This is a genomic window from Burkholderia sp. BCC1640, assembly GCF_902833125.1.
In the GTDB taxonomy this organism is placed as follows: Bacteria; Pseudomonadota; Gammaproteobacteria; order Burkholderiales; family Burkholderiaceae; genus Burkholderia; species Burkholderia diffusa.
Genome location: NZ_CADFEF010000006.1, coordinates 59,605 through 84,517 on the forward strand (window position 1 = coordinate 59,605; position 24,913 = coordinate 84,517).

A 24,913-nucleotide genomic window follows, 5' to 3' on the forward strand; every position below is an offset into this window, starting at 1 on the left:
TCACGACTTTTTCTGCTTGTCCGGATCGATGATGACCGTGCAGGTCGTGCCCGCCGACAGCACCACGTCGGCCGGCACTTCGTCGATGCGGATGCGCACCGGCACGCGCTGCGCGAGGCGCACCCAGTTGAAGGTCGGATTCACGTCCGCGACGAGGTCGCGGCTTTGCGGGTTGTCGCGATCGTAGATGCCGCGCGAGATGCTCTCGACGTGGCCCTTCATCACGCCGCCGCTCATCAGCCGCATCTCGGCCGGTGCGCCGACCTTCACGCGCGGCAGCTTGGTTTCCTCGAAGTAGCCGTAGACCCAGAACGAATGGCTGTCGACGATCGCGAGCTTCGCCTGGCCGGCCACCGCGTAGTTGCCTTTGAACGTCTGCAGGTTCGTGATGTAGCCGTCGACCGGCGCGACCACGCGCGTGCGTTCGAGATTGAGCTTCGCGGCGTCGAGTGCGGCGATCGCCTGCTGGTACTGCGCGTCGGCGCTCGATGCGCTGTGCGCGGCGTTCTCGCGGTTTTCCTTCGACACGACGAGCGCGTCGAGGTCGGCACGGCGGGCCGCGTCGTCGCGGCGCATCTGCAGTTCCGCGCGGCGGGCGGCGACGGCCGCCTGCGCCTGCTCGACCGCGATCTGGTAGTGCGACGGGTCGATCTGCATGATCAGGTCGCCCTTTTTCACGAGCTGGTTGTCATGCACGGGCAGTTCGACGATCGCGCCCGACACGTCCGGCGCGACGTTGACGATCTCGGCACGGACGCGCCCGTCGCGCGTCCAGGGATCGTCCATGTAGTGCACCCACAGCGAGCGCCCGATCAGGATCGCGACGAGAAGGATGACGGCGGTCGCGACGAAGCCGAAGAGTTTTCTGAGAATCATGATGGTTCGGAATCAACGGTAAACGGCAAGACTCAGTCCGCCGCAAATGCAGACGAGAAGGCACGCGCGGAACAGCGACGGGTGCCAGACGAGACGGTAGAGGCCCGTGTAGGCGAGCAGGCGGTCGACGGCCCAGGTCGCCAGCGCGCCCAGGACGAACATCAGGACCACCGTGGGCATGTAGGCATCGAGAATGGCGATTTCACGCGGCATCATGACGAGGCTCCTTGTTGGGGACGCACGGGGCGGTTGCGGTTGAGCGGCTCGAGCGGCGATTCCGGATCGAGCAGCGCCGTGCGTACGAAATGCAGATGACTCAGGATGCGCTGCAGCCGATGGCGCTCCTCGCGCGACGGCGTGAACGCATCGAGCGTCTGCCGGGTCGCGTCGATCGCGGCGTTGACCGCGTCGAGCGTCGCGTCGAAGCGCGCCGCGTCCGGCTTGCGGAACAGCGCGGACAGCGCGGTGCGCATCGTCTCGATCGCGCGTCGCCACGGCGTCGTCGGCGCATAGCGCGGGTCGGACGGCAGCGTCGCCAGCTCGGTGCGCAGGTCGAGCGCCGCGTTGCCCGTCTCCAGCACCGCGAACATCCAGCGCAGCGCGTCGCGCTGCACGTCGGGCTGGTCGGCCGACAGCGTGTGCGCCTGATACATCAGGTCGCGCGCGCCGCTCTCGAAGCGCGTGCGCAGTCCGGCAAGCCGTGCGTGGCATGCGGCGACCACCTGATGGCGCAGGTCGGCGAACAGCCGCTTCTTGAGCCACGGCGCGGTCGGCGGAAACAGCACCGCGAACGCGATCGCCGAGACGAGCATCGACAGCACCAGCGCGAGCGCATCGTTCATGAAGCTCATCGGGTCGTAGTGCGTGATGTTGTCGGGGCCGGCGAGGAAGCTGAAGAAGATCAGGTAGCCCATCCCGTAGCCCGCGAGCTTCGGCTTCATCGTCATGAAGATGCCGATCGCGAGCAGCGGCGCGAGGGCCGCGCACAGCAGCGGGAAGCCGTCGATGTGCGGGTAGATGCCGAACGTCAGCAGGAAGCCCGTGCAGACGGCCAGCGCGGTACCCATGCCCATCTGCGCGGACATCGCGGTCGGCCGCGGTGTCGACGACGCGAGCGCGCAGGTGGCCGCGGCCGTCAGCGTCATCGTGACGCCGCTTGGCCACGCGGTCTCGATCCAGAACCAGCCGAGCACCAGGATCACGGTCGCGGTGCGAATCGCCGCGATCACCATCGCCGTCGCGTTGGTGCGCGGCTCGTAGCGCTCGATCCAGCGTTCGCGCTCGTGCGTCGCGGTCGACAGCGACGCATAGGTCGCCGCGTATTCGTGCAGGTCCGTGATGAAGCGGTACAGCAGCTCGGTGGCCGTGTCGAAGTCGAGCAGCGGAAAATCCGGCTGCGTCTCGAGCGCGGCGCGCGTCGCGCGAATGCGGCGCGGCAGCGCGTCGCGCCACGCGAGCAGCTGTTCGGCCGCGAGCGCGGCGTCGGCCGACGAGCGCACCGGTTCGCCATTGCGCGTCAGAAGCGGCGCGATCTCGCGGAAGTACGGCTCGATCGCATCGATTGCGGCCTGCGCGCCGGCCGCGCGCAGCCGGTTCATCAACTGATGCAGCGCGTGAAAGCGGCTCGATACGCTCATGAACTCGCTGTTCAGACGCGCGAGGCGGCCGCTGCGCATCCGCGTGTCCGGATCCTCGAACACGGCCATGCTGCGTGCCGCTTCGAAGCCCACCACGTCCGCGACGAAGCGCGTATGGATGGTTTCGATGTGCGCGCGGTCGAGCTGGCCCGACAGCGCCGCCGCGACGTAGTCGACGAAGCTGCTGAAGCGCTTGCGTACCGTCGTGCGCATCTGCTCGCCGGTGTACTGCGGAAACACCAGCGCGCTGACGACGCCTGCCGACACGATCCCGACCATGATCTCGGCGACCCGCGTCATCGCGCTCATGAACGCGCCGTCCGGGTGTTGCGATGCCGGCAGGCCGATCAGCGCGGTCGTGTAACCGGCGAGCAGGAAGCCGTAGCTGCGGAAGTTGCGGTTGCGCGCGGCGCCGGCCGTGCACAGCGCGACCCACAGCGCGACGGCCAGCAGGAACAGCTGCGGCTGCTGCGGGAACAGCCCGACGAACGTGAGCGTCGCGATCAGCCCGAAGATCGTGCCGGCGACCCGGTAGAAGCTCTTCGCGAGCACCGCGCCGCTTTGCGGCTGCATCACGATGAACACCGTGGTCATCGCCGTCTTCGGCGCCGGCAGGTCGAGCCGCATCGACACGCCGGTCGCGATGAACGCGGCAAGCAGTGCCTTGAACAGATAGAGCCACGCGGCGCCGTCGCTGCGGGCCCAGTCGCCGAACGCGGCGGACCAGGCCGCGAGCGGGCCGGCGGCATGTGTGGAAGCGGGGGAGGAGGCGGACATGGCGGTCGCTCCGCGTTACCGTGCGGCCGGCGCGGCGGTCGCGGCGGCGGTTGCGACCTGCGCGGGCCGGACGGCGGCCACGGCGGGCTTCGCACCCGATGCGGTGGCCGGCGCGGCGGCGCTCGCGGCGGATTCGTCGTGCGGCGGATGGCCGGCCTGAACGTCCGTTTCCGGCTCGACGCCGCCGCCGAGCGCAGCCATCAGCTGCGCGTGCGCGGCGAGGCGCTCCGCGTCGATGCGGGCTGCCGTCTCCTGCGCGCGCAGCAGCTGCTGTTGCGCGACCAGCACGTTCACGTAATCGGTCAGGCCGCGGCGGAAGCCTTCGCGCGACAGCTGGTAGCTGCGGTCGTTGGCGGCCACCGAGCGCGCGGCGTCCTTCTTCTGCGTATCGAGCGAGCGGATCCGCACGACCTGGTCGGCGATGTCCTTGAGCGCGCCGACGACTGTCTGGTTGTAGCGCTCGACGGCCTGGTCGTAGCCGGCGTCGGCCGCGCCGAGTTGCGCGCGCAGGCGACCGCCTTCGAAGATCGGCAGCGACAGCGCGGGGCCGGCCGTCCAGCCGCCGTTCATCGCGCGCAGGAAGTCGGTGAACGGCGCGGTCACGCCGAAGCCGCCGACCGTCGCGAGCAGATCGATGTTCGGGTAGAACGCGGCTTTCGCGACATCGATGCCCCGTGCCTGCGCGTCGACCGTCCAGCGGGCCGCGACGACGTCCGGGCGGCGGCCGAGCAGGTCGGCCGGCATCGCGGACGGCAAGCCGGCCGGCGCGTCGAGCGACAGGCTCGGCCGCTTGATCGCATCGCCGGCGCCCGGGCCCTTGCCCGCGAGCGCGGCGAGTTGGTGGCGCGCGAGCTGGATCGCTTCTTCATAGCTGTCGATCTGGCGCTCGTAGTCGGGCAGCGTCGATTCGGCCTGGCTGACTTCGAGCTGCGTGCCGAGGCCGGCCTGCAGGCGCTTGCGCGCGAGATCGGCCAGCGAGCGCTGGCGTTCGAACGTTTCGTGCGCGAGATCGAGCAGCGCGTAGTTCATCGACATGCCGACATACGCGCGCACGACGTTGACCTCGAGCTCGAGCTTGGCCGCCCGTGCGTCGGCCGCGGTTGCATGCGCGGTGTCGAGCGCGCGCTCGGTCGCGTTCTTGTCCTTGCCCCACAGGTCGAGGTGGTACGACAGGCCGAGCGTGCCGGTGTTGTTCCACGTGTCGGTGTCGGCGAGCGGTCCGGGCCCGTAGTACACGTTGTCGGGCCAGTGCTGGCGCATCAGCGACAGGTTGCCGTTGATCTGCGGCAGTTCCGCCGAACGGGCCACGCGGGCCATCGCCTGTGCTTCGCGCACGCGGGCCTCGGCGGCCGCGAGGGTGGGGTTGCCGGCCTGCGCGGCGGCGATCCACGCGTCGAGTTGCGGGTCGCGGTACGCGCGCCACCAGTCGGACGCGGGCCAGCCCGCGTCGTGGTCCGCCGCGCGGATGGCGGCACCGGCATCGAGCGTGTTCGCTTCGATGCGCGCGGACTGCGGCTTGTTGTCGCCCATGCTCGCGCATCCGGCCATTATTAATGAGACTGCAAGAACCGCCAGTGCCAGCGTCCCTTTTGTTGCCGGAGACCGCACGATTTTCTCCCTTTCGGATATAGATGAGTCGGATGCGATTATATTTTTCAGTGATTCCTGAATAAATGGACAAGGGTGCAAGTCATTTTTACGAATCCTGAGATAATATTTGTTCGCCCCTGTGCAACAATCCCTCCGGATTCAAACGGGTAATGGGATGGATACGTTACAAAACATGCGGGTATTCGTCCGTGTGGTCGACGCGGGAAGCTTTACCGCGGCCGCCCAGCAGATGAATTCGACTACCGCCTATGCATCGCGCGCCGTGTCGGATCTCGAGGCGCACCTCCGCACGCGCCTCCTGAACCGGACGACACGCCGGATCGCGCTGACCGAGGCAGGCGAGCGCTACCTGCAGCGCTGCGAGCAAATCCTCGCGTACGTCGACCAGGCCGAAGCCGAAGCGGGCGACGCGCACGCGCGCCCGTCGGGCAAGCTGAAGGTCCATTGCTTCACGAGCCTCGGGCAGCACTACCTGGTGCCGGCCATCGCCCGCTATCGGCAGCGCTATCCGGACGTGCACGTCGAACTGACGCTCGCGCAGCGGATGCCCGACCTGCTCGACGAGGGGTACGACGTCGCGATCGTCGTGGGCCGCGACCTGCCCGATTCGGGGCTGGTGTCGCAGCGGCTCGGCGAGAGCTACAGCGTCGTGTGTGCGTCGCCGGGCTATGTCGACGCGCACGGCGTGCCGCGGACGCCCGCGGATCTCAAGCAGCACGTCTGTCTCGGGATGGTCGCGCCGGGCTTTCACTTCGACGAGTGGTCGCTGTCGGGGCCGCACGGCGACGAGGTGATTCCGATCACGGCGCCACCGTTCCGCGTGAACGTCGCCGAGGCGCTCGCGGTGGCCGTGCGGGAAGGGATGGGGATCGGCGGGTTGCCGCTCTATTCGGCGATCGGCGGGCTGCGCAGCGGACACATCGTGCGCGTGATGCCCGAATACCGGTCGCACGTGATGAACATCTACGCGCTGTATCCGTCGCGCCAGTACCTCGACGCGAAAATCCGCACCTGGGTCGATTTTCTGCGCGATGAGTTGCCGGCCACGCTCGAAGCCGACGAAGCCGCGCTCGCGCAGTTCACGGCTGCGACATGAGCGCGCGGTCGAGCCCGATCTGACGAGATTTGTCCTTCGCGCAACATTTTTTTACCCTCGGACGGCGGACAGTTTGATACTGTTCAAATCAGAGAGATTTGGATCTGCCCATACCCGGAGTCGCAATGGATACGCAACTGATGATCGGCCTTGGAGTTCTGCTTGGTGCGGCTGCCGCCGCCGCGGCGACGCGCGATCTGCTGCGCGCGATGAAGGCACGGATGAAGCCGGCGCCGGTGCGGGTACGCCCGTCGGCGAACGGATCGCGCCGCGCCGATCGCTGATCGGGCGGCCTTTCGGATCGGGAGGGCCGCATCACGCGGCCGGATGGCCCGGCGCTCAGCCGAGCTCGACCACTCTGTCCCACGCAAACGCGGGATTTTCCAGTTCGCCGGTGCGCCGGTGGATATAGCCGCGCGGGTTGCACACCACGCGCGTGCCGCTGTCGGTCACGTAATCGAATGAAGTATGCGTGTGGCCGTGGATCCACAGGTCCACGGGCGGCCGCACGAGTTCCGCCATGTCCGTGACGAATCCCGCCGACGCCAGGTCTTCCGCGTAACGCTCGGCGAGCGAGCGCAGGTGCGGCGCATGATGGGTGACGACGATCGTGCGGCCGTCGAACGGCGTCGCGAGCCGTGCTTCCAGCCACGCGCGGCCTTGCCGGTGCAGCGCGATCGCGTCGGCCGGCGTGAAATCCCGCTCCGGCGCTTCCGCCGCATGCAGTGCCGCATTGTGCGGCCACGTCACCTGGATCAAGCCCTTGAAATCGAGCATCACACGCATGCCGGCGTCGATCGCGCGTGCGATGCTCGCCTCGTCGGCGCCGAACAGCGAGAAATCGGACCACAGCGTCGTCCCCAGCACGCGAAAGCGCTGTGCCGGATCGACGTACACGCCGTTGTTCAGGTAATGCACGTTGTCGATCGCCTGCGCGGCGTCGCGCATCGCGGTTTCGAGCGCGCCGAATTCCCCGTCGTAGTACTCGTGGTTGCCCGGCACGTAGATCACCGGCACGTCGGGGGCGAACGTTTCGGCGGCCCAGCGCAGGCCTTCCGCGTGATTGTGGATGTCGCCGGCCAGCACGACGAGATCCGCGTCGGCATGTGCGATCGTGTCGGGCTGGTTGCTTTCGAGATGCAGGTCGGACAGGACGCGGACTCTCATGAACATCGCTCCGGGGTGGGGGGCTTCAGCGCAGGACCTTGCCGGGATTCATCAGCCCGCGCGGGTCGAGCGCGGTCTTCAGCGTGCGCATGAGCGCCGTTTCGACCGGCGACTTGTAGCGCTGGGCGTCGTCGATCTTCAACTGGCCGATCCCGTGCTCCGCGCTGATCGTGCCGTGGTGACGGTGCACGTTGTCGTAGACGATGCGATTGATCGGTTTCTGGAATTCCGCGAGGAACGCCTTCGGGTCACCGCCTTCGGGCGTCTGCACGTTGTAGTGCAGGTTGCCGTCGCCGAGGTGGCCGAACGTGACCATCCGCGCGCCCGGCGCGGCTTGCTGGATTGCTGCGTCGGTTTCGTCGATGAAGCGCGCGATCGACGAGATCGGCACCGCGATGTCGTGCTTGATGTTCAGTCCTTCGTCGGCCTGCGCGAGCGGGATGTGTTCGCGCAGGTCCCAGAACGCACGCGACTGCGCGAGATTTTCCGCGACCACCGCGTCGACCACGAGCCCGGCCTCGAACGCCTCTTCCATCAGTTTCTCGAACAGCGCGCGCGCATGCGTTTCGCTCTCGTTGTCCGACAGTTCGAGCAGCACCGTCTGCGCATGCGTGCGGTCGAACGGGTAGCGCAGTTGCGGATAGTGCTTGCCGACGAGCTGCATGCAGAAGTCGGACATCAGCTCGAAGCCGGTCAGCAGCGGGCCGGCCGCGCGCTGCGCGAGCGCGAGGAAGTCGAGCGCCGCGTGCGGCGACTCCAGCGCGGCCAGCGCGGTGACCTGCGCGGCCGGCAGCGGATGCAGCTTCATCACGGCGGCCGTGATGATGCCGAGCGTGCCCTCCGCGCCGATGAACAGGTCGCGCAGGTCGTAGCCCGTGTTGTCCTTGCGCAGACCGCGCAGGCCATCCCAGATCTCGCCCTGCGCCGTCACGACCTCGAGCCCGAGGCACAGCTCGCGCGCGTTGCCGTAGCGCAGCACCGCGGTGCCGCCCGCGTTGGTCGACAGGTTGCCGCCGATCGTGCAGCTGCCTTCGGCGGCGAGGCTCAGCGCGAACAGTCGGCCGCCTTCGCGGGCGCGTGCCTGCACGTCGGCGAGGATCACGCCGGCTTCGACCGTGATCGTGTTGTTGTGCGGATCGAGCGCGCGCACGCGGTTCAGGCGCGCGAGGCTCAGCACGGCCTGGCCGCCGCTTGCGTCAGGCGTCGCACCGCCGGCGAGGCCCGTGTTGCCGCCCTGCGGCACGAGCGCGACGCCATGCGTGTTCGCGAGCCGGACGAGCGCGGCGACTTCGGCCGTATCGGCAGGTTTGAGCACCGCGCACGCGCTGCCTTTGTAGCGGCGGCGCCAGTCGGTCAGGAACGGCTCGGTGTCGTGCGGATCGGTCAGCACGTAGATGGCGCCGATCGCGTCGCGGCAGGCGGATACGAAGGCTTCGGAAGAAATCATCACGTTCGGTCGCGTAAGGGTCAGGACGCGGCGCGCTGCCGCTTCGCCGCGCGCTTGAACGGCGCGACGTACACGAGCGCTGCCACGAAGAAGCCGACGGCGAGCGCGGTCTCGCACCAGCCGAGCGTCGCGGACAACCCGCGGTCGGACATGCCGCGCACGATGCCTTCGGCGAAATAGACGAGGATCAGCATGCTCGCCCACTGCATCGTATAGATGTTACGCCGCCACACGCCGGGCAGCGCGAGCGCGAGCGGCACGGCCTTGAGCATCAGCGCCGAGCCGCCCGGGCGCAGCGGCGCGAGCCACAGTTCCCACGCGAGCGACAACGCGATCAGCGCGACGAGGCACGTGGCCGCGGCCAGCGCGTAGCGCGGCCGGGCGGTGACGGCGGGGCGGGCGGGCGCGTTCATGCGGCTTCGGTGGCCTGGGCGGCGGACAGGGCGGCCGCCGCGCGGGCGAGCCGCACGCCGAGCGCGGCCGCGAGTGCCTTTTCGTCGGCCGACAGCCCTTCGGCCGCGCTGCGATCGTGCTGCGACACGTGCGATGCGCCGTAAGGGGTGCCGCCGGTGCGCGTCGTGCTGAGCGCGGATTCCGTGTACGGGATCCCGACGATCATCATCCCGTGGTGCAGCAGCGGCAGCATCATCGACAGCAGCGTCGATTCCTGGCCGCCGTGCAGGCTGCCGGTCGACGTGAACACGCAGGCCGGCTTGCCGGTCAGCGCGCCCGACAGCCATTGCGGGGTCGTGCCGTCGAGGAAATACTTGAGCGAGGCGGCCATGTTGCCGAAGCGGGTCGGCGAGCCGAGCGCGAGGCCCGCGCATTCCTCGAGGTCGCGGAGTTCCGCGTAGGGCGGGCCGTCGTCGGGGATGTCGGGGGCGGTGGCTTCGCAGACCGTCGAGACGGGCGGCACCGTGCGGATGCGGGCCTGCATGCCGGGCACGCTGTCGATGCCGTTCGCGATCGCGAGCGCGAGATCGCGCGTGGCGCCGTGACGGCTGTAGTAGAGGACGAGAATGTCTTTCATGGGCGGCGGAGCCGCGTGCGGCCGCGCGCATGCCCGGTGCAGTCGGCCCCTGCTGGATCGAGCGGCTATTATAGGGGCTGAAGTCGTCGCGCAGCGCGGCGGCGGCGCGCCATCGCGCGCGCCATCGAGAAGGAGAAGCCGTTTGCCGAAGTTGAGCGTCGATCTCGACACCCTCAAGCGCCTCGCGCAGTTCGCGGCCCGGCGCAGCGCCGAGGATCGCATCCCGCAAGTGGCGGGCAGCCTCACGTTCACGACGATGCTGGCACTCGTGCCGCTCGTGACGGTCGCGTTCGCGCTGTTTACCGCGTTCCCGATGTTCGCATCGTTCCAGATCTCGCTGCAGGGGTTCCTCGCGGATCACCTGATGCCCGCGCAGTTCAACGTCCAGATCTTCAAGTACCTGAACCAGTTCGCGTCGAAGGCCAAGGGGCTGACGACGGCCGGCCTGATCGCGCTCGTCGTCACGTCGGTGATGACGATGATGACGATCGAGTCCGCGTTCAACCTGATCTGGCGGGTGCGCAAGCCGCGGCCGTTCGCGCAGCGCGTGCTCGCGTACTGGGCGCTGATCACGCTCGGGCCCTTGCTGTTTGGCGTGAGCCTGTCGATCTCGTCGTACTTGTTTACGCAGTCGCTGGCGTTCACCGGCGCCGCGCCGTCGACGTCGATCGTCGAATGGCTGCTCGCATTCGTGTCGCTGCCGCTGACCGTGCTCGCGTTCACGTTGCTGTACGTGTATTTGCCGAACTGCACGGTCGCATGGCGCGACGCGGTGATCGGCGGGCTGTTCGCGGCCATCGCGTTCGAGCTCGCGAAGCGCGGCTTCGGCTATTACGTGCGGCGCATTCCGACTTATACGGCCGTATACGGCGCGTTCGCGGCGCTGCCGGTGTTCCTGTTATGGGTGTACCTGAGCTGGTTCATCGCGCTGCTCGGTGCGATGGTGGCGTCCGCGCTGCCGGCGATTCGCGTCGGCCAGTTCCATCGCATCCACTATCCGGGCAGCGACCTGCTCGACGCGCTCGAACTGCTGGCGAGGCTGGCCGAGGCGCGCGCGGTCGGCAAGGCGGGCTATACGGCGATGCGGCTCGCGACCATGTTGCGCTGCGACATGGAAACCGCGCAGCGGCTGCTGCTGACGATGGAGGAGCGGGAATGGATCGCGCGGCTGGAAAGCGGCGAACTCGCGCCGAGCTACATCCTGCTGGCGAATCCGGAGCACCTGACGCTGGCTCAGCTGTTCGACGTGCTCGTGATCGACCGCACGGAGCTGACCTACCAGCTCCAGCGCCGCCGCAGCCACGTCGAAGGGGCGGCATTGCTCGAGGTGCTGTCGAACGACCGGTTCGACGTATCGCTTGCGTCGCTGATCGCCGAGCACCGGCTCGCCGGCGTGCCGCCGGCGGAGACCGTGCCGGGGCCCGTGCCCGGCGGGGCGCCCGACCCGCACGCGCGGCCGCCGAAAACGGCGTGACGCGCCACCGGGCGGGCGTTACAGCGGGATCTTCCCGGTGCAGATGTCCTTGAACATCACCCAGTCGCCCATCAGGCTGTAGATCGGGTGCCGGAACGTGGCGGGGCGGTTCTTCTCGAAGAAGAAGTGTCCGACCCACGCGAATCCGTAGCCGCACACGACCGCCGCCGGCAGCCACGGCCAGTGGCCCGTCGCGATCGCCATCGCGACGCAGCCGATCACGCCGAGCGAGCCGATGAAGTGCAGCCGCCGCGACGTGAGGTTCTGATGTTCGTTCAGGTAATACGGGTAGAAGTCAGCGAAGCTGGCGAATTGATCCGTATGCGTATGCGCCATGGCCGTCTCCTCGGGCCGCTGTCGATGGAGTCATTGTGCGGCGGGCGGCTCGCGTCCGCAAGCGGGGCGGCCGCGCCGCGCGGGCCCGCGCTTTCCTTTTGACAGGCTTTCCGATAGGATCGAAAGCGGATTTGCATTCAAGCATGAGGGGACTACGATGCGCGTCAGCGATATTCTGAAAGTGAAGGGCAACACGCTGTTTACGGTGACGCCCGATAAGCCGCTGCGCGAAGCGGTCGATACGATGGCCGAACACGATATCGGTTCGCTCGTCGTGATGGAGTACGGCGATCTCGTCGGGATGCTGACGTTCCGCGAGATCATCCTGCGCCTCCACGTGAACGGCGGCGCGATCGGCGACGTGCAGGTGCGCAAGGTGATGGACGAGCCGCTCACGTGCACGCCGGAAACCGACGTCAACGAAGTGCGCCGGATGATGCTCGAGCGCCACGCGCGCTACATGCCGGTGCTCGACAAGAAGGTGCTGATGGGTGTCATCTCGTTCTACGACGTTGCGAAGACGGTCGTCGAGGCGCAAAGCTTCGAGAACCGGATGCTGAAGGCGTACATCCGCGACTGGCCGGAATCCGAATCGGAAGCCGAAGCGCAGAAGCCGTGAAACACGTCGCGCCCGGTGCCATGACGCGCGGGCGCTGCCACTCGGCGCACGGCGGCGCAGGTTCAGCCTGCGCCGCCGTTTTTTCGACAACAACACAAGGCCCGCGCAGCTTCGCCCAGACGATGCGCGCGTATTCCGCATGAGCGATCACACGCAAGTCTCTTCCGCGTCGCGCGGCGAACGGCGCGCCCACGCGTCGCAGTTCGACCTGTTGCGCCAGCGCCGTTTCGCGCCGTTCTTCACGACCCAGTTCCTCGGGGCGCTGAACGACAACGTGTTCAAGATCGGATTCACATCGCTCGTCACCTATCACACCGCGCGTTTCTCCGGCGTCGACGCGAAGACGGCGGCGTTCCTGATTTCCGCGATCTTCATTCTGCCGTTCGTGCTGTTCTCGGCCACCTCCGGCCAGATCGCCGACAAATACGACAAGGCGACGCTCACGCGCTTCGTGAAGACCTTCGAGATCGTGCTGATGCTGGTCGGCGCGGCCGGCTTCGTCACGCACAGCGCGACGCTGCTGTATCTGTGCACGTTCATGATGGGGATGCACTCGACGCTGTTCGGCCCCGTCAAGTATTCGTATCTGCCGCAGCATCTCGGCGACCACGAACTGGTCGGCGGCAACGGCCTCGTCGAGATGGGCACGTTCATCGCGATCCTGATCGGTACGATCATCGGCGGAGCGGCCGCGGGCATCGAAGGCAACGGTGAACGTGTGCTGGCCGTCAGCGTCGTCGTCATCGCGCTCGCGGGACGGCTCGTCGCGCAGCGTGTGCCGTCGACGCCGGCGCCGCAGCCCGATCTCGTGATCAACTGGAACCCGTTCAGCGAGACGTGGCGCAACCTCGGGCTCGCGCGACAGAATCGCACCGTGTTCCTGAGCCTGCTCGGCATCTCGTGGCTGTGGTTCGTCGGCGCGACGTTCCTCACGTCGTTCTTCAATTTCGCGAAGGACGTGCTGTCCGCGAGCCCCGATGTCGTCACGGTCCTGCTCGCGACGTTCTCGGTCGGGATCGGCCTCGGCTCGCTGCTGTGCGAGCGGCTGTCGCAGCGGCGCGTCGAGATCGGCCTCGTGCCGCTCGGCTCGATCGGCATCAGCGTGTTCGCGATCGAGCTGTATTTCGCGAGCCGCTCGCTGCCGTCGCCCGGGCATCTGCTGTCGGTCGGGGAATTCCTGGCCGGCGCGCGCCACTGGCGCATCCTGGCCGACCTGTTCCTGCTCGCGATGTTCGGCGGCTTCTACAGCGTGCCGCTGTATGCGCTGATCCAGAGTCGCAGCGCGCCGACCCATCGTGCGCGGATCATCGCCGCGAACAACATCCTGAATGCGCTGTTCATGATCCTGTCGGCCCTGATGGCGATGGGGCTGACCAAGGCCGGCGTCGACATCCCGGGCCTGTTCCTCGTCACCGCGCTGTTGAACGTCGTGGTCGCGACGTACATCTACCTGCTCGTTCCGGAGTTCCTGCTGCGCTTCGTCGCGTGGGTGCTGGTGCACACGTTCTACCGGATTCGCCTCGTGCATGCGGAGCGGATCCCGGAAGACGGCGCGGCGGTGCTCGTATGCAACCACGTGAGCTACGTCGATGCGCTGGTGCTGGCGGCCGCGAGCCCGCGGCCGATCCGGTTCGTGATGGATCACCGGATCTTCAAGACGCGCTTCGCGAGCTGGGTGTTCCGGCATGCAAAGGCGATTCCGATCGCGCCGCGCCACGAGGATCCCGACATGCTCGCACGTGCGTACGACGCGTGCGAGGCCGCGCTGAAGGATGGAGAACTCGTGTGCATCTTCCCGGAAGGCAAGCTGACCAAGACGGGCGACATCAACACGTTCCACCACGGCATCACCGAAATCCTGAGCCGTACGCCGGCGCCCGTGATTCCGATGGCGTTGCGCGGGCTGTGGGGCAGCTATTTCTCTCGTCATACCGATGCGCGCATGCCGCGACCCATCAAGCGCGGCGTGATGAGCCGGCTGACGCTCGCGGTCGGCGAGCCGATCCCGGCCTCGGTCGCGACGCCCGAGGCGTTGCAAGCCGCGGTGACCGAGTTGCGCGGCGCGCGAAAGTGAGCAGGGGCGGGCCCGGCGGCTCGCGCCGGGCCGCCCGCGCGGCCGGCCCGTGTGGTCTGAACGGTTCACACGGCCCGCGGGCACGGGACGGCTGGCATAATAGCGGTTTACTTCTTTTTCTCGACCGGCAAACGATCGGCCTGCCAGCGGTCCCGGCAGCGCATCGGTTTGTCCAATTCTCTTTGGGCGGTTCCATCATGTCCGGCAATACCCTCGGCACGCTTTTCACTGTCACGACCTTCGGCGAATCGCACGGTCCCGCGATCGGCTGCGTGATCGACGGCTGCCCGCCGGGAATGGGGCTGACCGAAGCCGACATCCAGATCGAACTCGATCGCCGCAAGCCCGGCACGTCGCGGCACGTGACGCAGCGCCAGGAGGCCGACGAGGTCGAGATCCTGTCCGGCGTGTTCGAAGGCGTAACGACCGGCACGCCGATCGCGCTGCTGATCCGCAACACCGACCAGCGCAGCAAGGACTACGGCAACATCGTCGAGACGTTCCGACCCGGCCATGCCGACTACACCTACTGGCAGAAATACGGCATCCGCGACTACCGCGGCGGCGGTCGCTCATCCGCGCGCCTGACCGCGCCGATCGTCGGCGCGGGCGCGGTCGCGAAGAAATGGCTGCGCGAGCGTTTCGGCGTCGAGGTGCGCGGCTACATGAGCGGTCTCGGCGAGATCGACGTGCCGTTCGTCGACTGGTCGCACGTTCGCGAGAACCCGTTCTTTTCGCCGAACGCGGCGGTCGTTCCGGAGCTGGAAGCCTACATGGACGCGCTGCGCAAGGACGGTGATTCGATCGGCGCGCGCATCGACGTCGTTGCGTCCGGCGTGCCGGTCGGCTGGGGCGAGCCGGTATTCGACCGGCTCGACGCGGACATCGCGAAGGCGATGATGAGCATCAACGCGGTGAAGGGCGTCGAGATCGGCGCGGGCTTCGACAGCGTCGCGCAGCGCGGCTCGGTGCACGGCGACGAACTGACGCCGGCCGGTTTCGTCGGCAACCATGCGGGCGGCGTGCTCGGCGGGATCTCGACGGGGCAGGACATCACCGTGTCGATCGCGATCAAGCCGACGTCGAGCATCCGCACGCCGCGCCGTTCGATCACGAAGTCCGGCGAAGAGGCGACGGTCGAAACCTTCGGTCGTCACGACCCGTGCGTCGGCATTCGCGCGACGCCGATCGCCGAGTCGATGCTCGCGCTGGTGCTGATCGACCATGCGCTGCGCCATCGCGCGCAGTGCGGCGACGTCGAGACGCCGACGCCGAAGATCGCGGGCAGCGCGACCTGAGGCAGCGGGGCCGGCAAGCGCCGGCTCGATCGATTCGATGCGAAACGGGGCGCCTGAGGCGCCCCGTTTTCATTGAGCCGCCGAATTCGGCGGCGCGGCCGATTCGCGCACCCGCAGCTCCGGCAGTATCGCGTAACCGGGCCCGGTTTCGCCGTGCTCGAGTGCGTCGAGCAACGCGCGGGCGGCCTTGCGGCCGATTGCGTCGGTGTCGACCCACATCGTCGTCAGCGCGGGCCGGATCTCGCGAGCCAGCGCGACATCGTCGAAGCCGGTGATCGACAATTGCGACGGCACATCGAGGCCGATCGCCTGCGCTTCCAGCAGGGCGCCGAGCGCGAGTGCGTCGTTGCCGCAGATCACGGCCGTCGGGCGCGTCGCCCCGCTGTCGGCGATCGCGCGCAGGCTCGCGCGCCCGAACGCGATCGTGGCGGGGCCCTCATGCTGGTGGATCGGCCGGACCGCGAGCCCGCGCGCGGCGAGCGTGTCGTGGATGCCGCGCAGGCGGGCCTGCACACGGTCGTTGTCCGCCGAAGGCTGCATGATGATCGCGAAATCGCGATGCCCGAGGTCGAGCAGGTGCGTGGTCAGTCGTGCGAATGCCGCACGGTTGTCGAAGCCGATGCAGCAGTGCGGGCTGTCGTCGCGGTAAGCATAGGTGACGACATACGGCACCCGATGCAGGTCGAGCAGTTCGAATACTTCCGGCGGATAGGCTTCGCCGACCAGCGACACGGCTTCGACGCCGCGCGACAGCATCGCGCGCACCTGCGCGAGCGCCTGTGCCGGGTCGTAATTCGAGCAGCCCAGGAACAGCGTGATGCCGTGCTCGGCCATGACCGCCTGCATGCCCGCTACCTGCGACGCGAACACCTGGTCGTCGAGCGTCGGGATGATCGCACCCGTGATGTGAGTGCGCGTGGAGGCGAGTGCTCGGCCGGCCGCGTTGGGAATCCAGTTCAGCGCGCGTGCCGCGTCGCGCACGCGCTGCTGCACGTCGGCCGAGACCTTGCCGGGGTCGTTGTAGACACGCGAAACGGTCGCGGTCGACACGCCGGCGAGTTTCGCGACATCCCCAAGCACCGATCGGCCACTGCCGCGGCGTGCGCGAGTCGTGCCGCCGCTGGATGAGGGCATACTCATCGGTCATCCTCGGGCGCGGCTGCCTCGCAGGCGTCGCGCGTGGTCAAAAACGCCATCGTTTACCCTCGATTCATCGTGGTCCCGCTTGCATTCCCGGTGACGCCTGTGCGAATGTAAGCGCTATCTTGATGCCATTCCGTATTATGTCAGACACAGGTTGCATCCGCATTGTGAAATTTTCGTCGACGATGGCCGCTCCGGCTATTTTGTTTGTCGTGAATGTAAGCGGTTACATCGAATGAAGAGCCACGCAAAATCCCCTCGAATCGCGGTCGTCGGCAGCATCAACGTCGACCTCGTCACGCATGCGCCACGGCTGCCCGTGCCGGGCGAAACGCTGCTCGGCACGACGTTCCGGACCGTTCACGGCGGCAAGGGGGCGAACCAGGCGGTGGCGGCGGCCCGTCTGGGTGCATCGGTCGCGATGATCGGCTGCGTCGGCGACGACGCGTTCGGGGCGCGCCTGCACGACGCGCTGGTGGCCGAACGCATCGACGTGACGCACCTGCACCGGATCGACGGCGAGGCAACCGGCGTCGCGACGATCACGGTCGATGCGCACGGGGCGAACAGCATCGTGGTCGTGCCCGGTGCGAACGCGCGCCTCGATGCCGAATTGATCGACGAAGCGCGCGACGCGATCGCCGGTGCGGCGCTGATGGTGTGCCAGCTCGAGGTGCCGATCGAGACCGTCGCGCGCGCGATCGGCAGTGCGATCGCGCATCGCACGCCAGTGCTGCTCAATCCGGCGCCTGCACGGCCGCTGTTCGACGCATTGCTGGCGCGGATCGACTACCTCGTCGTCAACGAAACGGAAGCAGAATCGCTGACCGGCATCGCCGTCGGCGACGACGTCTCGGCGGTGCGCGCCGCCGAGGCGCTGCGCGCGAAAGGCGTCGACAACGTGCTGGTCACGCTGGGCGCGCGCGGCGTCTGCTGGCGCGGCAGCGCGGGGAACGGCCGCCATCGGGCCATGGCGGTGGTCGCCGTCGATACGACGGCGGCCGGCGACACCTTCGTCGGCGGATTCGCGGCCGCCCGGGCGAGCGGTGCGTCGATGGACGACGCGATCGCGTTCGGCCAGCGTGCTGCCGCGATCAGCGTCACGCGCCACGGCGCGCAGACGTCGATTCCGACACGCGAGGAAGTGGAGAGCATGGCGGTATAGATTCCGCGACGACGGAAGGCGCGGGCAGACACCCGCCTATGACATGGAGACATTCGAAATGAACGAAGACCAGGCTGTTCCGACTGCGCCGCCACGTATCCGGCGCGGACAACGTATCGCGCTCGCGCTGCTGATGGCGAGCGGAATCGTCAACTATCTCGATCGCGGCACGCTGGCCGTCGCGAGTTCGGCAATCCGGAACGATCTCGGGCTGTCGCTCTCGCAGATGGGGTTGCTGCTGTCGGCGTTCTCGTGGAGCTATGCGCTGTGCCAGTTTCCGGTCGGCGGGCTCGTCGATCGCATCGGGCCGCGCCGGCTGCTCGGCATCGGGCTGATTGTGTGGTCGTTCGCGCAGATGGCGGGCGGCCTCGTGTCCACCTTCGGCTGGTTCATCGTCGCGCGCATCGTGCTCGGCATCGGCGAGGCGCCGCAGTTCCCGTCGGCGGCGCGGGTGGTGAGCAACTGGTTTCCGTTGCGCGCACGCGGTACGCCGACCGGGATCTTCAACGCGGCATCGCCGCTCGGTACCGCGCTCGCGCCGTTGCTGCTGTCGGTGCTCGTCGCCTCGTTTGACTGGCGCTGGGCGTTCTTCATCACGGGGGCACTCGGTCTCGTGGTCGCCGTCGTCTGGTTTGCGTCGTATCGCGATCCGGCGCGTGCGCAATTGACCGCGGCGGAACGAGGGTATCTCGATGCCGATGCGCAGACGACCGTCGCGGCCCCCAAGCTGACCTTCGCCGACTGGCGCAGCCTGTTTTCGCACGGCACGACCTGGGGCATGCTGATCGGTTTCTTCGGTTCGGTGTATCTGAACTGGGTCTACCTGACCTGGCTGCCGGGATATCTGACGATGGAGCGTCACATGAGCCTCATTCGCACCGGGTTTGCGGCATCCGTGCCGTTCCTGTGCGGGTTCGTCGGTTCGCTCGTTGCCGGCTGGCTGTCGGATCTGGTGACGCGCCGCAGCCGCTCGCCGGTCGTGAGCCGGCGCAATGCGGTGGTCGTCGCGATGCTCGGGATGGTCGCGTTCACGATTCCGGCTGCGCTCGTGCAGAGCAATACGGTCGCGCTCGCATGCATTTCGGTCGTGATCTTTCTCGCCAATGCGGCATCGGCATGTTCGTGGGCGCTCGCGACGGCTGCCGCACCGCCAAGCCGTGTCGCATCGCTCGGCGCGATCCAGAATTTCGGCGGCTTCATCGGCGGTGCGCTCGCGCCGATCCTGACGGGTGTCATCGCGCAGAAGTGGTCGTTCGTGCCGGCGCTGCTGACGGCGGCGGCAATCGCCTTCGCCGGCGCGATGGCTTACCTGCTGCTGGTGCGCAAGCCGATTCCCGAGCAGTCCGCGAGTGCCGCGCGCGGAGCGCTGCCGGCCTGAGGCCGCCGGCTACCCCCTGTATTCACTGAAGGAAGGAGAAACAGATGCAATCACATCAGCAGGCGAGCACGACCATAGAAGGGATCGTGCCGGTGATGCTGACGCCGTTCGACGATGCCGGCGCAATCGACTACGCGGGCCTCGAACGACTCATCGAATGGTATCTGGCGCACGGCTCGGATGCGCTGTTCGCGGTCGCGCAATCGAGCGAGATGCAATTCCTGAGTCTCGCAGAACGTGCGGAACTTGCGCGTTTCGTGGTCGAGCGGGTGGCCGGGCGTGTGCCTGTCGTCGCGTCAGGGCACGTCAGCGAAGATCTGGACGCGCAGGTCGCCGAGCTGTGTGCCGCGGCGGAATCGGGTGCGCAGGGCGTCGTGCTCGTGACCAACCGCCTCGATCCACAGCGCAAGGGCAGCGCCGCGTTTCTCGATCATCTTCACAAATTGCTCGCCCGATTGCCGACGGATCTGCCGCTCGGCTTGTATGAATGTCCGGCGCCTTATCGGCGATTGCTGTCCGATGACGAACTGCGCGCGTGCATCGACACGGGCCGCTTCGTGATGTTGAAGGACGTGAGCTGCGACCTGGAGACGGTGAAGCGGCGCGTTGCGCTGGCCGCGGGCTCGCCGATGAAGATCCTGAATGCGAACGCCGCGATCGCATGGGATGCGATGAAGGCGGGCTCCGCCGGATTCAACGGCGTGTTCACCAACTTCCATCCCGATCTGTATCGATGGCTGCGCACGCAGGGCGACTCGGATCCGGCGCTTGCCGACGAGTTGTCGACGTTCCTGGTGCTCTCGGCGGTGTCGGAAGCGCTTGGCTACCCGGCGCTCGCGAAGATCTACCATCAACGGATCGGCACGTTCGGATCGATTCGCTGCCGTGCGATCGACTACGACGTGCGCGAGCGGTTCTGGGCACTCGACGCGGTGCTCGACAAGATCGTGTCCGGCACCGAGCATTTCCGTCGGCGGATTGCGGCGCGTTAGCGCCTCCGGTTCGGGGCGCGGTTCGGTGCGGCAATCGCGCGCCCGGTGGCGGGCAGGGCGGCGTCGAATGCTGACGGGACGAAAAAAACGCCGCGCAAGGCGGCGTTTTCCGGCAGGTTACATGTTCGGGTAATTCGGCCCGCCGCCGCCTTCCGGCGTGACCCACACGATGTTCTGCGTCGGGTCCTTGATGTCGCAGGTCTTGCAGTGCACGCAGTTCTGCGCGTTGATCACCAGCCGGTCGCTGCCGTCGTCGTTCTTCACGAACTCGTACACCGCCGCCGGGCAGAAGCGTCCCTCGGGCCCCGCGTACGTACGCAGGTTCACGTTCACCGGCACGTTCGCGTCCTTCAGCGTCAGGTGCGCCGGCTGGTTCTCCTCGTGGTTCGTGTTCGAGATGAACACCGACGACAGCCGGTCGAACGTCAGCTTGCCGTCCGGCTTCGGATACTCGATCGGCGTGCATTGCGACGCCGGCTTCAGCATCTCGTGGTCCGCATGCTTGTGATGCAGCGTCCACGGCACGTTGCCGCCCATCACCTTCTGCTCGAGCCCGACCATCAGCGTGCCGAGGTACAGGCCCTTGGCCATCCACTGCTTGAAGTTGCGCGCGCGGTACAACTCCGTATGCAGCCACGATTGCTTGAAGGCGTCCGGATACGCGTTGAGCTCGTCGCTCTGACGGCCGGCCTGCAGCGCGTCGAACGCGGCGTCCGCCGCCAGCATGCCGGTCTTGATCGCCGCGTGGCTGCCCTTGATCCGCGATGCGTTCAGGAAGCCCGCGTCGTCGCCGATCAGCGCGCCGCCCGGAAACACCGTCTTCGGCAACGACAGCAGGCCGCCGGCCGTGATCGCCCGCGCGCCGTACGACACGCGCTTGCCGCCTTCGAGAAACGCGCGGATCGACGGATGCGTCTTGTAGCGCTGGAATTCCTCGAACGGCGACAGGTACGGGTTCGTGTAGCCCAGGCCCACCACGAAGCCGACCACGACCTGGTTGTTGTCCATGTGATACAGGAACGAGCCGCCGTACGTATCGGACTTCAGCGGCCAGCCGGCCGTGTGGATCACGAGGCCCGGCTTGTGTTTCGCCGGATCGATTTCCCACAGTTCCTTGATGCCGATCCCGTACGCCTGCGGATCGGCGTTCGCGTCGAGCTTGAACTTCGAGATCAGCTGACGGCCGAGGTGGCCGCGGCAGCCTTCGGCGAACAACGTGTACTTCGCGTGCAACTCCATGCCGAGCTGGAAGTTCTCGGTCGGCTCGCCGTCCTTGCCCACGCCCATGTTGCCAGTGGCGACGCCCTTCACCGAGCCGTCGTCGTTGTAGAGAATCTCGGCTGCGGGGAAACCCGGGAAGATCTCGACGCCCAAGGCTTCCGCCTGCTGACCGAGCCAACGCGTGACGTTGCCCAGCGAAATCACGTAGTTGCCGTGATTCTTGAAGTTGTCGGGCAGCGCCCAGTTGGGCGTCGTGACCGCGCTGTTCTCGGACAGGAACAGGAAGCGGTCTTCCGTCACCTCGACGTTCAAGGGCGCGCCCTGTTCCTTCCAGTCGGGAAACAGCTCGGTGATCGCGCGCGGATCCATCACCGCGCCCGACAGGATGTGCGCGCCGATCTCGGAACCCTTCTCGAGCACACACACGCCGATCTCGGTGCCTTTCTCGGCGGCCAGTTGCTTGAGCCGGATCGCCGCCGACAGCCCGGCGGGGCCGCCGCCGACGATCACGACGTCGTATTCCATTGATTCGCGCGGGCCGTATTGCTCGATGAGGCTTGCGGGGGTCATTGGCGTTCCTCTAACCGTTAGAATGCTTTTATTCGGGAGCGTATTGTCTGCGAAACGAAACGCTTGCCGCAACAGCATGCGCGTAGATTAGCACGATCGTTCTATTTTTTGTGCTAGGGTTATGCTGCGTGGGACAGGGCGCCCGCGGCGGCGAAACGACATCGAAAGGGGATGTGCAATGGGTCGATCGATCAATCTGGAAGGCAAGGTCGCGCTGGTCACGGGCGCATCGAGCGGCCTCGGGCAACGCTTCGCACAGGTGCTGTCGCAGGCCGGCGCGAAGGTCGTGCTCGCGAGCCGCCGCGTCGAGCGCTTGAAGGAATTGCGCGCGGAAATCGAGGCGGCGGGCGGTGCCGCGCACGTCGTGTCGCTCGACGTCACCGACGTGCAGAGCATCAAGGCGGCCATCGCGCACGCGGAAACGGAAGCCGGCACGATCGACATCCTGGTGAACAATTCGGGCGTCTCGACGATGCAGAAGCTCGTCGACGTGACGCCGGCCGATTTCGAGTTCGTGTTCGACACCAACACGCGCGGCGCGTTTTTCGTCGCGCAGGAAGTCGCGAAGCGGATGATCATGCGCGGGAACGGCAACGGCAAGCCGCCTTACCGGATCATCAACATCGCTTCGGTGGCCGGGCTGCGCGTGTTTCCGCAGATCGGGCTGTATGCGATGAGCAAGTCGGCGGTCGTGCAGATGACGCGTGCGATGGCGCTCGAATGGGGCCGCCACGGAATCAACGTCAACGCGATCTGTCCGGGCTATATCGATACCGAAATCAATCATTACCTGTGGGAAACCGAGCAGGGCCAGAAGCTGCAGTCGATGCTGCCGCGCCGGCGCGTCGGCAAGCCGCAGGATCTCGACGGGCTGTTGTTGCTGCTCGCGGCCGACGAGTCGCAGTTCATCAACGGCTCGATTATCTCCGCCGACGACGGCTTCGGCCTCGCCTGAGTGGATGGCATTCAGCAACAAAGAAGACTGCAATGAGCGAATATTCCCCCGTATTTGAAATGTCGATGCCGATCCGCTGGGGCGACATGGATGCGTTCGGCCACGTGAACAACACGGTCTATTTCCGCTACATGGAACAGGCCCGGATCTCGTGGTTCGAGCAACTCGGCATCGCGGGCGGCAACGGTGAGGGGCAGGGGCCCGTGATCGTCACGGCGTCGATGGAGTTCCTGAAGCAACTGCACTATCCGGGCGACGTGATCGCGAGGATGTCGGCCGCGAAGCCCGGCCGCAGCAGCTTCGACACCGGTTTCGAGCTGACGCGCGCGGACGATCCGGAGCACGTCTATGCGCGCGGCAACGCGCGCTGCGTATGGGTCGACTACGCGCTCGGCAAGTCGGTGCCGTTGCCGCAACTGCTGCGCGACACCATCGAGCGCGCGCTCGCGGCGAAGGTCGGCTGAGCGCGGCGGCACCGAAGCCGGCGCCCGGGCGCCGGTGTGTCGCCATTTCCCGTTGAAAATCTCCGCAATCGGCCGCTTCACGCGGCCGATTGCCATTCCGGGGGGGCTTTTACTGGCCGAGCAGGCGCTGCAGCAGTTCCGGCGTATTGTTGGTGCCGTACTTGCGCATCAGCCGCGCCCGATAGATGTCGACCGTGCGCGAACTGATGTCGAGCACGCGCCCGATCTGCTTGCTGGTCTTGCCGGTCGCGAGCTGCGCGGCGATCTCGCGCTCGCGCGGCGTCAGCTCGACGGCGACGCGGCGCGTCGCGCTCAGGTCCTCGAACGTCCAGACGCCGGCTGCGAGCGGTGCGGTGCGGTCGAGCGCGCGGCCCGTCACGTGGCACCAGAACAGCTCGCCGTCGGCTCGTTTCATGATTCTGTCATCGGCGTAGGTGCCGTTCGCGATCATCACGCGCGAGATGCGCTCGCCGATGCGCTGGAATTCGTCCGGCGACGGATAGAGCACTTCGTACGACTTTCCGATCAGGTCGGCCCGCGCGCAGCGGAAGATCGACGCGAGCGCGTCGTTGCAGTCCTCGATCACGCGGTCGCGCGACATCACGAGGCCGAGCGGCGCGAGGTGAAAGGCAGTCTGGTAATCGAGAGCGGGCATGGCGCAGGCAAGCGGAGGCAAACGCTTATGTATTTTTGCGTATTGTGCCGCATCCGCGCCGCATCGTACCCTTTCAGGCATCTCGCGGCGCCTTGTCGCGATATAAAAACAGCGCGCTTCGACGCAGGTATCGCCGTGCATGCATAGAATGATGCGGCGGGCTTGCGGCCCAGTGGGCGCGTGAACCGGTTTTGCTGGTTTCCATAGAGGAAGGGACATACAGATGAACAAAGTCTATCCAAGCGCGGCTGCCGCGCTGGAAGGGATCGTCCGCGACGGACAGACCTTCGCGGTGGGCGGCTTCGGCCTGTGCGGGATTCCCGAGGCGCTGATCGCGGCGCTGCGCGACTCCGCCGTCAAGGGCATCACCTGCATCAGCAACAACGCGGGCGTCGACGGCTTCGGTCTCGGCCTGCTGCTGGAAACGCGCCAGATCAAGAAGATGATCTCGTCGTACGTCGGCGAGAACAAGGAGTTCGAGCGCCAGTACCTGGCCGGCGAACTCGAGCTCGAATTCACGCCGCAGGGCACGCTCGCCGAGAAGCTGCGCGCGGGCGGCGCCGGCATCCCCGCGTTTTTCACGAACACCGGCTACGGCACCGTGATCGCGGAAGGCAAGGAAACGCGCCAATTCGGCGATCGTCATTACGTGCTCGAGCCGTCGCTGACGGCCGACGTCGCGCTTGTGAAGGCGTGGAAGGCCGACAAATCCGGCAACCTGATCTATCGCCGCACCGCGCGCAACTTCAACCCGATGTGCGCGATGGCGGGCAAGATCACCGTGGCGGAAGTCGAGGAGATCGTCGAGAACGGCACGCTCGATCCGGATCAGATCCATACGCCGGGGATCTTCGTGCAGCGCATCGTGTTGAACGCGACGCCCGAAAAACGCATCGAACAACGCGTCGTACGCGCGAAAGGAGACTGA

Annotated in this window: 24 protein-coding genes; 12 read left to right on the forward strand and 12 right to left on the reverse strand. The window is 67.0% G+C overall.

Going from position 1 to position 24,913, the window contains the following annotated elements; genetic code table 11:
* The 4 genes from HWX25_RS08620 to HWX25_RS08635 are packed head-to-tail and all read right to left on the reverse strand — an operon-like array spanning position 1 to position 4,898.
* Positions 1-876, reverse strand: coding sequence for an HlyD family secretion protein (locus tag HWX25_RS08620; protein WP_047900486.1), 876 nt, complete (start codon positions 874-876; stop codon positions 1-3).
* Positions 877-888: 12 nt separating this feature from the next.
* Positions 889-1,092 carry a DUF1656 domain-containing protein gene (locus HWX25_RS08625; protein WP_011351756.1) on the reverse strand — a complete coding sequence of 68 codons (204 nt, stop codon included), beginning with the start codon at positions 1,090-1,092 and terminating at the stop codon, positions 889-891.
* On the reverse strand, positions 1,089-3,290 hold the full coding sequence (locus HWX25_RS08630; protein WP_175908208.1) for an FUSC family protein: 2,202 nt from the start codon (positions 3,288-3,290) through the stop codon (positions 1,089-1,091). Before HWX25_RS08630 ends, HWX25_RS08625 begins: the two co-directional genes overlap by 4 nt.
* Before the next feature lie 15 nt (positions 3,291-3,305).
* Complete coding sequence (locus HWX25_RS08635) at positions 3,306-4,898, reverse strand: efflux transporter outer membrane subunit (protein WP_175908210.1); 1,593 nt, start codon at positions 4,896-4,898, stop codon at positions 3,306-3,308.
* 157 nt (positions 4,899-5,055) lie between these two features.
* On the opposite strand from HWX25_RS08635, the gene HWX25_RS08640 reads away from it, so the two are divergent.
* Both HWX25_RS08640 and HWX25_RS08645 read left to right on the forward strand, forming a co-directional pair.
* Entirely contained in the window at positions 5,056-5,997 is a 942-nt protein-coding gene (locus tag HWX25_RS08640) for a LysR family transcriptional regulator (RefSeq protein ID WP_175908212.1), read from the forward strand.
* 125 nt (positions 5,998-6,122) lie between these two features.
* Entirely contained in the window at positions 6,123-6,281 is a 159-nt protein-coding gene (locus HWX25_RS08645) for a hypothetical protein (RefSeq protein WP_175908214.1), read from the forward strand.
* Positions 6,282-6,336: 55 nt separating this feature from the next.
* On the opposite strand, the gene HWX25_RS08650 is transcribed toward HWX25_RS08645, so the two are convergent.
* From HWX25_RS08650 to wrbA, 4 genes are read right to left on the reverse strand one after another with little or no spacing between them, the layout of a single operon-like run.
* Positions 6,337-7,164, reverse strand: a complete 828-nt coding sequence (locus HWX25_RS08650; protein WP_175908216.1) for a metallophosphoesterase — start codon at positions 7,162-7,164, stop codon at positions 6,337-6,339.
* A 25-nt stretch (positions 7,165-7,189) separates the two neighbouring features.
* Positions 7,190-8,611 carry an FAD-binding oxidoreductase gene (locus HWX25_RS08655; RefSeq protein WP_175908363.1) on the reverse strand — a complete coding sequence of 474 codons (1,422 nt, stop codon included), beginning with the start codon at positions 8,609-8,611 and terminating at the stop codon, positions 7,190-7,192.
* A gap of 20 nt (positions 8,612-8,631) precedes the next feature.
* Complete coding sequence (locus tag HWX25_RS08660) at positions 8,632-9,024, reverse strand: DUF2069 domain-containing protein (protein WP_059818024.1); 393 nt, start codon at positions 9,022-9,024, stop codon at positions 8,632-8,634.
* Complete coding sequence (gene wrbA, locus HWX25_RS08665) at positions 9,021-9,641, reverse strand: NAD(P)H:quinone oxidoreductase (RefSeq protein ID WP_175908218.1); 621 nt, start codon at positions 9,639-9,641, stop codon at positions 9,021-9,023. The genes HWX25_RS08660 and wrbA overlap by 4 nt, the downstream gene beginning before the upstream one ends.
* Before the next feature lie 142 nt (positions 9,642-9,783).
* Between wrbA and HWX25_RS08670 the strand changes: the two genes are divergently transcribed.
* Positions 9,784-11,115 carry a YihY family inner membrane protein gene (locus HWX25_RS08670; RefSeq protein ID WP_059818028.1) on the forward strand — a complete coding sequence of 444 codons (1,332 nt, stop codon included), beginning with the start codon at positions 9,784-9,786 and terminating at the stop codon, positions 11,113-11,115.
* A gap of 18 nt (positions 11,116-11,133) precedes the next feature.
* On the opposite strand, the gene HWX25_RS08675 is transcribed toward HWX25_RS08670, so the two are convergent.
* On the reverse strand, positions 11,134-11,451 hold the full coding sequence (locus HWX25_RS08675) for an Mpo1-like protein (protein WP_059524162.1): 318 nt from the start codon (positions 11,449-11,451) through the stop codon (positions 11,134-11,136).
* 157 nt (positions 11,452-11,608) lie between these two features.
* Between HWX25_RS08675 and HWX25_RS08680 the strand changes: the two genes are divergently transcribed.
* The 3 genes from HWX25_RS08680 to aroC all read left to right on the forward strand — a co-directional run bounded on the left by HWX25_RS08680 (position 11,609) and on the right by aroC (position 15,442).
* On the forward strand, positions 11,609-12,070 hold the full coding sequence (locus tag HWX25_RS08680) for a CBS domain-containing protein (RefSeq protein WP_059524164.1): 462 nt from the start codon (positions 11,609-11,611) through the stop codon (positions 12,068-12,070).
* 139 nt (positions 12,071-12,209) lie between these two features.
* Positions 12,210-14,144, forward strand: coding sequence for an MFS transporter (locus tag HWX25_RS08685; RefSeq protein WP_175908220.1), 1,935 nt, complete (start codon positions 12,210-12,212; stop codon positions 14,142-14,144).
* A gap of 197 nt (positions 14,145-14,341) precedes the next feature.
* Positions 14,342-15,442, forward strand: coding sequence for a chorismate synthase (gene aroC, locus HWX25_RS08690; RefSeq protein WP_059524168.1), 1,101 nt, complete (start codon positions 14,342-14,344; stop codon positions 15,440-15,442).
* Between the two features lie 69 nt (positions 15,443-15,511).
* Here aroC and HWX25_RS08695 read toward each other — a convergent pair whose 3' ends face one another.
* Positions 15,512-16,582, reverse strand: coding sequence for a LacI family DNA-binding transcriptional regulator (locus tag HWX25_RS08695; RefSeq protein ID WP_059818029.1), 1,071 nt, complete (start codon positions 16,580-16,582; stop codon positions 15,512-15,514).
* Positions 16,583-16,820: 238 nt separating this feature from the next.
* Here HWX25_RS08695 and rbsK point away from each other — a divergent pair, with 238 nt between their 5' ends.
* The 3 genes from rbsK to HWX25_RS08710 are packed head-to-tail and all read left to right on the forward strand — an operon-like array spanning position 16,821 to position 20,120.
* Positions 16,821-17,750, forward strand: a complete 930-nt coding sequence (rbsK, locus tag HWX25_RS08700) for a ribokinase (RefSeq protein WP_175908222.1) — start codon at positions 16,821-16,823, stop codon at positions 17,748-17,750.
* Between the two features lie 58 nt (positions 17,751-17,808).
* Positions 17,809-19,128 carry an MFS transporter gene (locus HWX25_RS08705; RefSeq protein WP_175908224.1) on the forward strand — a complete coding sequence of 440 codons (1,320 nt, stop codon included), beginning with the start codon at positions 17,809-17,811 and terminating at the stop codon, positions 19,126-19,128.
* 44 nt (positions 19,129-19,172) lie between these two features.
* Positions 19,173-20,120 (forward strand): dihydrodipicolinate synthase family protein, encoded by a 948-nt coding sequence (locus HWX25_RS08710; RefSeq protein WP_059524174.1) that lies wholly within the window; start codon positions 19,173-19,175, stop codon positions 20,118-20,120.
* A 117-nt stretch (positions 20,121-20,237) separates the two neighbouring features.
* Here HWX25_RS08710 and HWX25_RS08715 read toward each other — a convergent pair whose 3' ends face one another.
* Positions 20,238-21,911 carry an electron transfer flavoprotein-ubiquinone oxidoreductase gene (locus tag HWX25_RS08715; protein WP_175908226.1) on the reverse strand — a complete coding sequence of 558 codons (1,674 nt, stop codon included), beginning with the start codon at positions 21,909-21,911 and terminating at the stop codon, positions 20,238-20,240.
* A 178-nt stretch (positions 21,912-22,089) separates the two neighbouring features.
* On the opposite strand from HWX25_RS08715, the gene HWX25_RS08720 reads away from it, so the two are divergent.
* Both HWX25_RS08720 and HWX25_RS08725 read left to right on the forward strand, forming a co-directional pair.
* Positions 22,090-22,866, forward strand: a complete 777-nt coding sequence (locus HWX25_RS08720; protein ID WP_059533114.1) for an SDR family oxidoreductase — start codon at positions 22,090-22,092, stop codon at positions 22,864-22,866.
* 32 nt (positions 22,867-22,898) lie between these two features.
* Positions 22,899-23,330 (forward strand): thioesterase family protein, encoded by a 432-nt coding sequence (locus tag HWX25_RS08725; protein WP_059533112.1) that lies wholly within the window; start codon positions 22,899-22,901, stop codon positions 23,328-23,330.
* A 109-nt stretch (positions 23,331-23,439) separates the two neighbouring features.
* On the opposite strand, the gene HWX25_RS08730 is transcribed toward HWX25_RS08725, so the two are convergent.
* On the reverse strand, positions 23,440-23,985 hold the full coding sequence (locus HWX25_RS08730) for a LuxR C-terminal-related transcriptional regulator (protein ID WP_059447349.1): 546 nt from the start codon (positions 23,983-23,985) through the stop codon (positions 23,440-23,442).
* A 223-nt stretch (positions 23,986-24,208) separates the two neighbouring features.
* Between HWX25_RS08730 and HWX25_RS08735 the strand changes: the two genes are divergently transcribed.
* On the forward strand, positions 24,209-24,913 hold the full coding sequence (locus HWX25_RS08735; RefSeq protein ID WP_059533110.1) for a CoA transferase subunit A: 705 nt from the start codon (positions 24,209-24,211) through the stop codon (positions 24,911-24,913).

Bases quoted from the DNA above. Each gene is read 5' to 3' on its own strand.
- HWX25_RS08620 (WP_047900486.1), bottom strand. From the start codon at position 876: ATGATTCTCAGAAAACTCTTCGGCTTCGTCGCGACCGCCGTCATCCTT.
- HWX25_RS08625 (WP_011351756.1), bottom strand. From the start codon at position 1,092: ATGATGCCGCGTGAAATCGCCATTCTCGATGCCTACATGCCCACGGTG.
- HWX25_RS08630 (WP_175908208.1), bottom strand. From the start codon at position 3,290: ATGTCCGCCTCCTCCCCCGCTTCCACACATGCCGCCGGCCCGCTCGCG.
- HWX25_RS08640 (WP_175908212.1), top strand. From the start codon at position 5,056: ATGGATACGTTACAAAACATGCGGGTATTCGTCCGTGTGGTCGACGCG.
- HWX25_RS08645 (WP_175908214.1), top strand. From the start codon at position 6,123: ATGGATACGCAACTGATGATCGGCCTTGGAGTTCTGCTTGGTGCGGCT.
- HWX25_RS08650 (WP_175908216.1), bottom strand. From the start codon at position 7,164: ATGAGAGTCCGCGTCCTGTCCGACCTGCATCTCGAAAGCAACCAGCCC.
- HWX25_RS08655 (WP_175908363.1), bottom strand. From the start codon at position 8,611: ATGATTTCTTCCGAAGCCTTCGTATCCGCCTGCCGCGACGCGATCGGC.
- HWX25_RS08660 (WP_059818024.1), bottom strand. From the start codon at position 9,024: ATGAACGCGCCCGCCCGCCCCGCCGTCACCGCCCGGCCGCGCTACGCG.
- wrbA (WP_175908218.1), bottom strand. From the start codon at position 9,641: ATGAAAGACATTCTCGTCCTCTACTACAGCCGTCACGGCGCCACGCGC.
- HWX25_RS08675 (WP_059524162.1), bottom strand. From the start codon at position 11,451: ATGGCGCATACGCATACGGATCAATTCGCCAGCTTCGCTGACTTCTAC.
- HWX25_RS08680 (WP_059524164.1), top strand. From the start codon at position 11,609: ATGCGCGTCAGCGATATTCTGAAAGTGAAGGGCAACACGCTGTTTACG.
- HWX25_RS08685 (WP_175908220.1), top strand. From the start codon at position 12,210: ATGAGCGATCACACGCAAGTCTCTTCCGCGTCGCGCGGCGAACGGCGC.
- aroC (WP_059524168.1), top strand. From the start codon at position 14,342: ATGTCCGGCAATACCCTCGGCACGCTTTTCACTGTCACGACCTTCGGC.
- HWX25_RS08695 (WP_059818029.1), bottom strand. From the start codon at position 16,582: ATGAGTATGCCCTCATCCAGCGGCGGCACGACTCGCGCACGCCGCGGC.
- rbsK (WP_175908222.1), top strand. From the start codon at position 16,821: ATGAAGAGCCACGCAAAATCCCCTCGAATCGCGGTCGTCGGCAGCATC.
- HWX25_RS08705 (WP_175908224.1), top strand. From the start codon at position 17,809: ATGAACGAAGACCAGGCTGTTCCGACTGCGCCGCCACGTATCCGGCGC.
- HWX25_RS08710 (WP_059524174.1), top strand. From the start codon at position 19,173: ATGCAATCACATCAGCAGGCGAGCACGACCATAGAAGGGATCGTGCCG.
- HWX25_RS08715 (WP_175908226.1), bottom strand. From the start codon at position 21,911: ATGACCCCCGCAAGCCTCATCGAGCAATACGGCCCGCGCGAATCAATG.
- HWX25_RS08720 (WP_059533114.1), top strand. From the start codon at position 22,090: ATGGGTCGATCGATCAATCTGGAAGGCAAGGTCGCGCTGGTCACGGGC.
- HWX25_RS08725 (WP_059533112.1), top strand. From the start codon at position 22,899: ATGAGCGAATATTCCCCCGTATTTGAAATGTCGATGCCGATCCGCTGG.
- HWX25_RS08730 (WP_059447349.1), bottom strand. From the start codon at position 23,985: ATGCCCGCTCTCGATTACCAGACTGCCTTTCACCTCGCGCCGCTCGGC.
- HWX25_RS08735 (WP_059533110.1), top strand. From the start codon at position 24,209: ATGAACAAAGTCTATCCAAGCGCGGCTGCCGCGCTGGAAGGGATCGTC.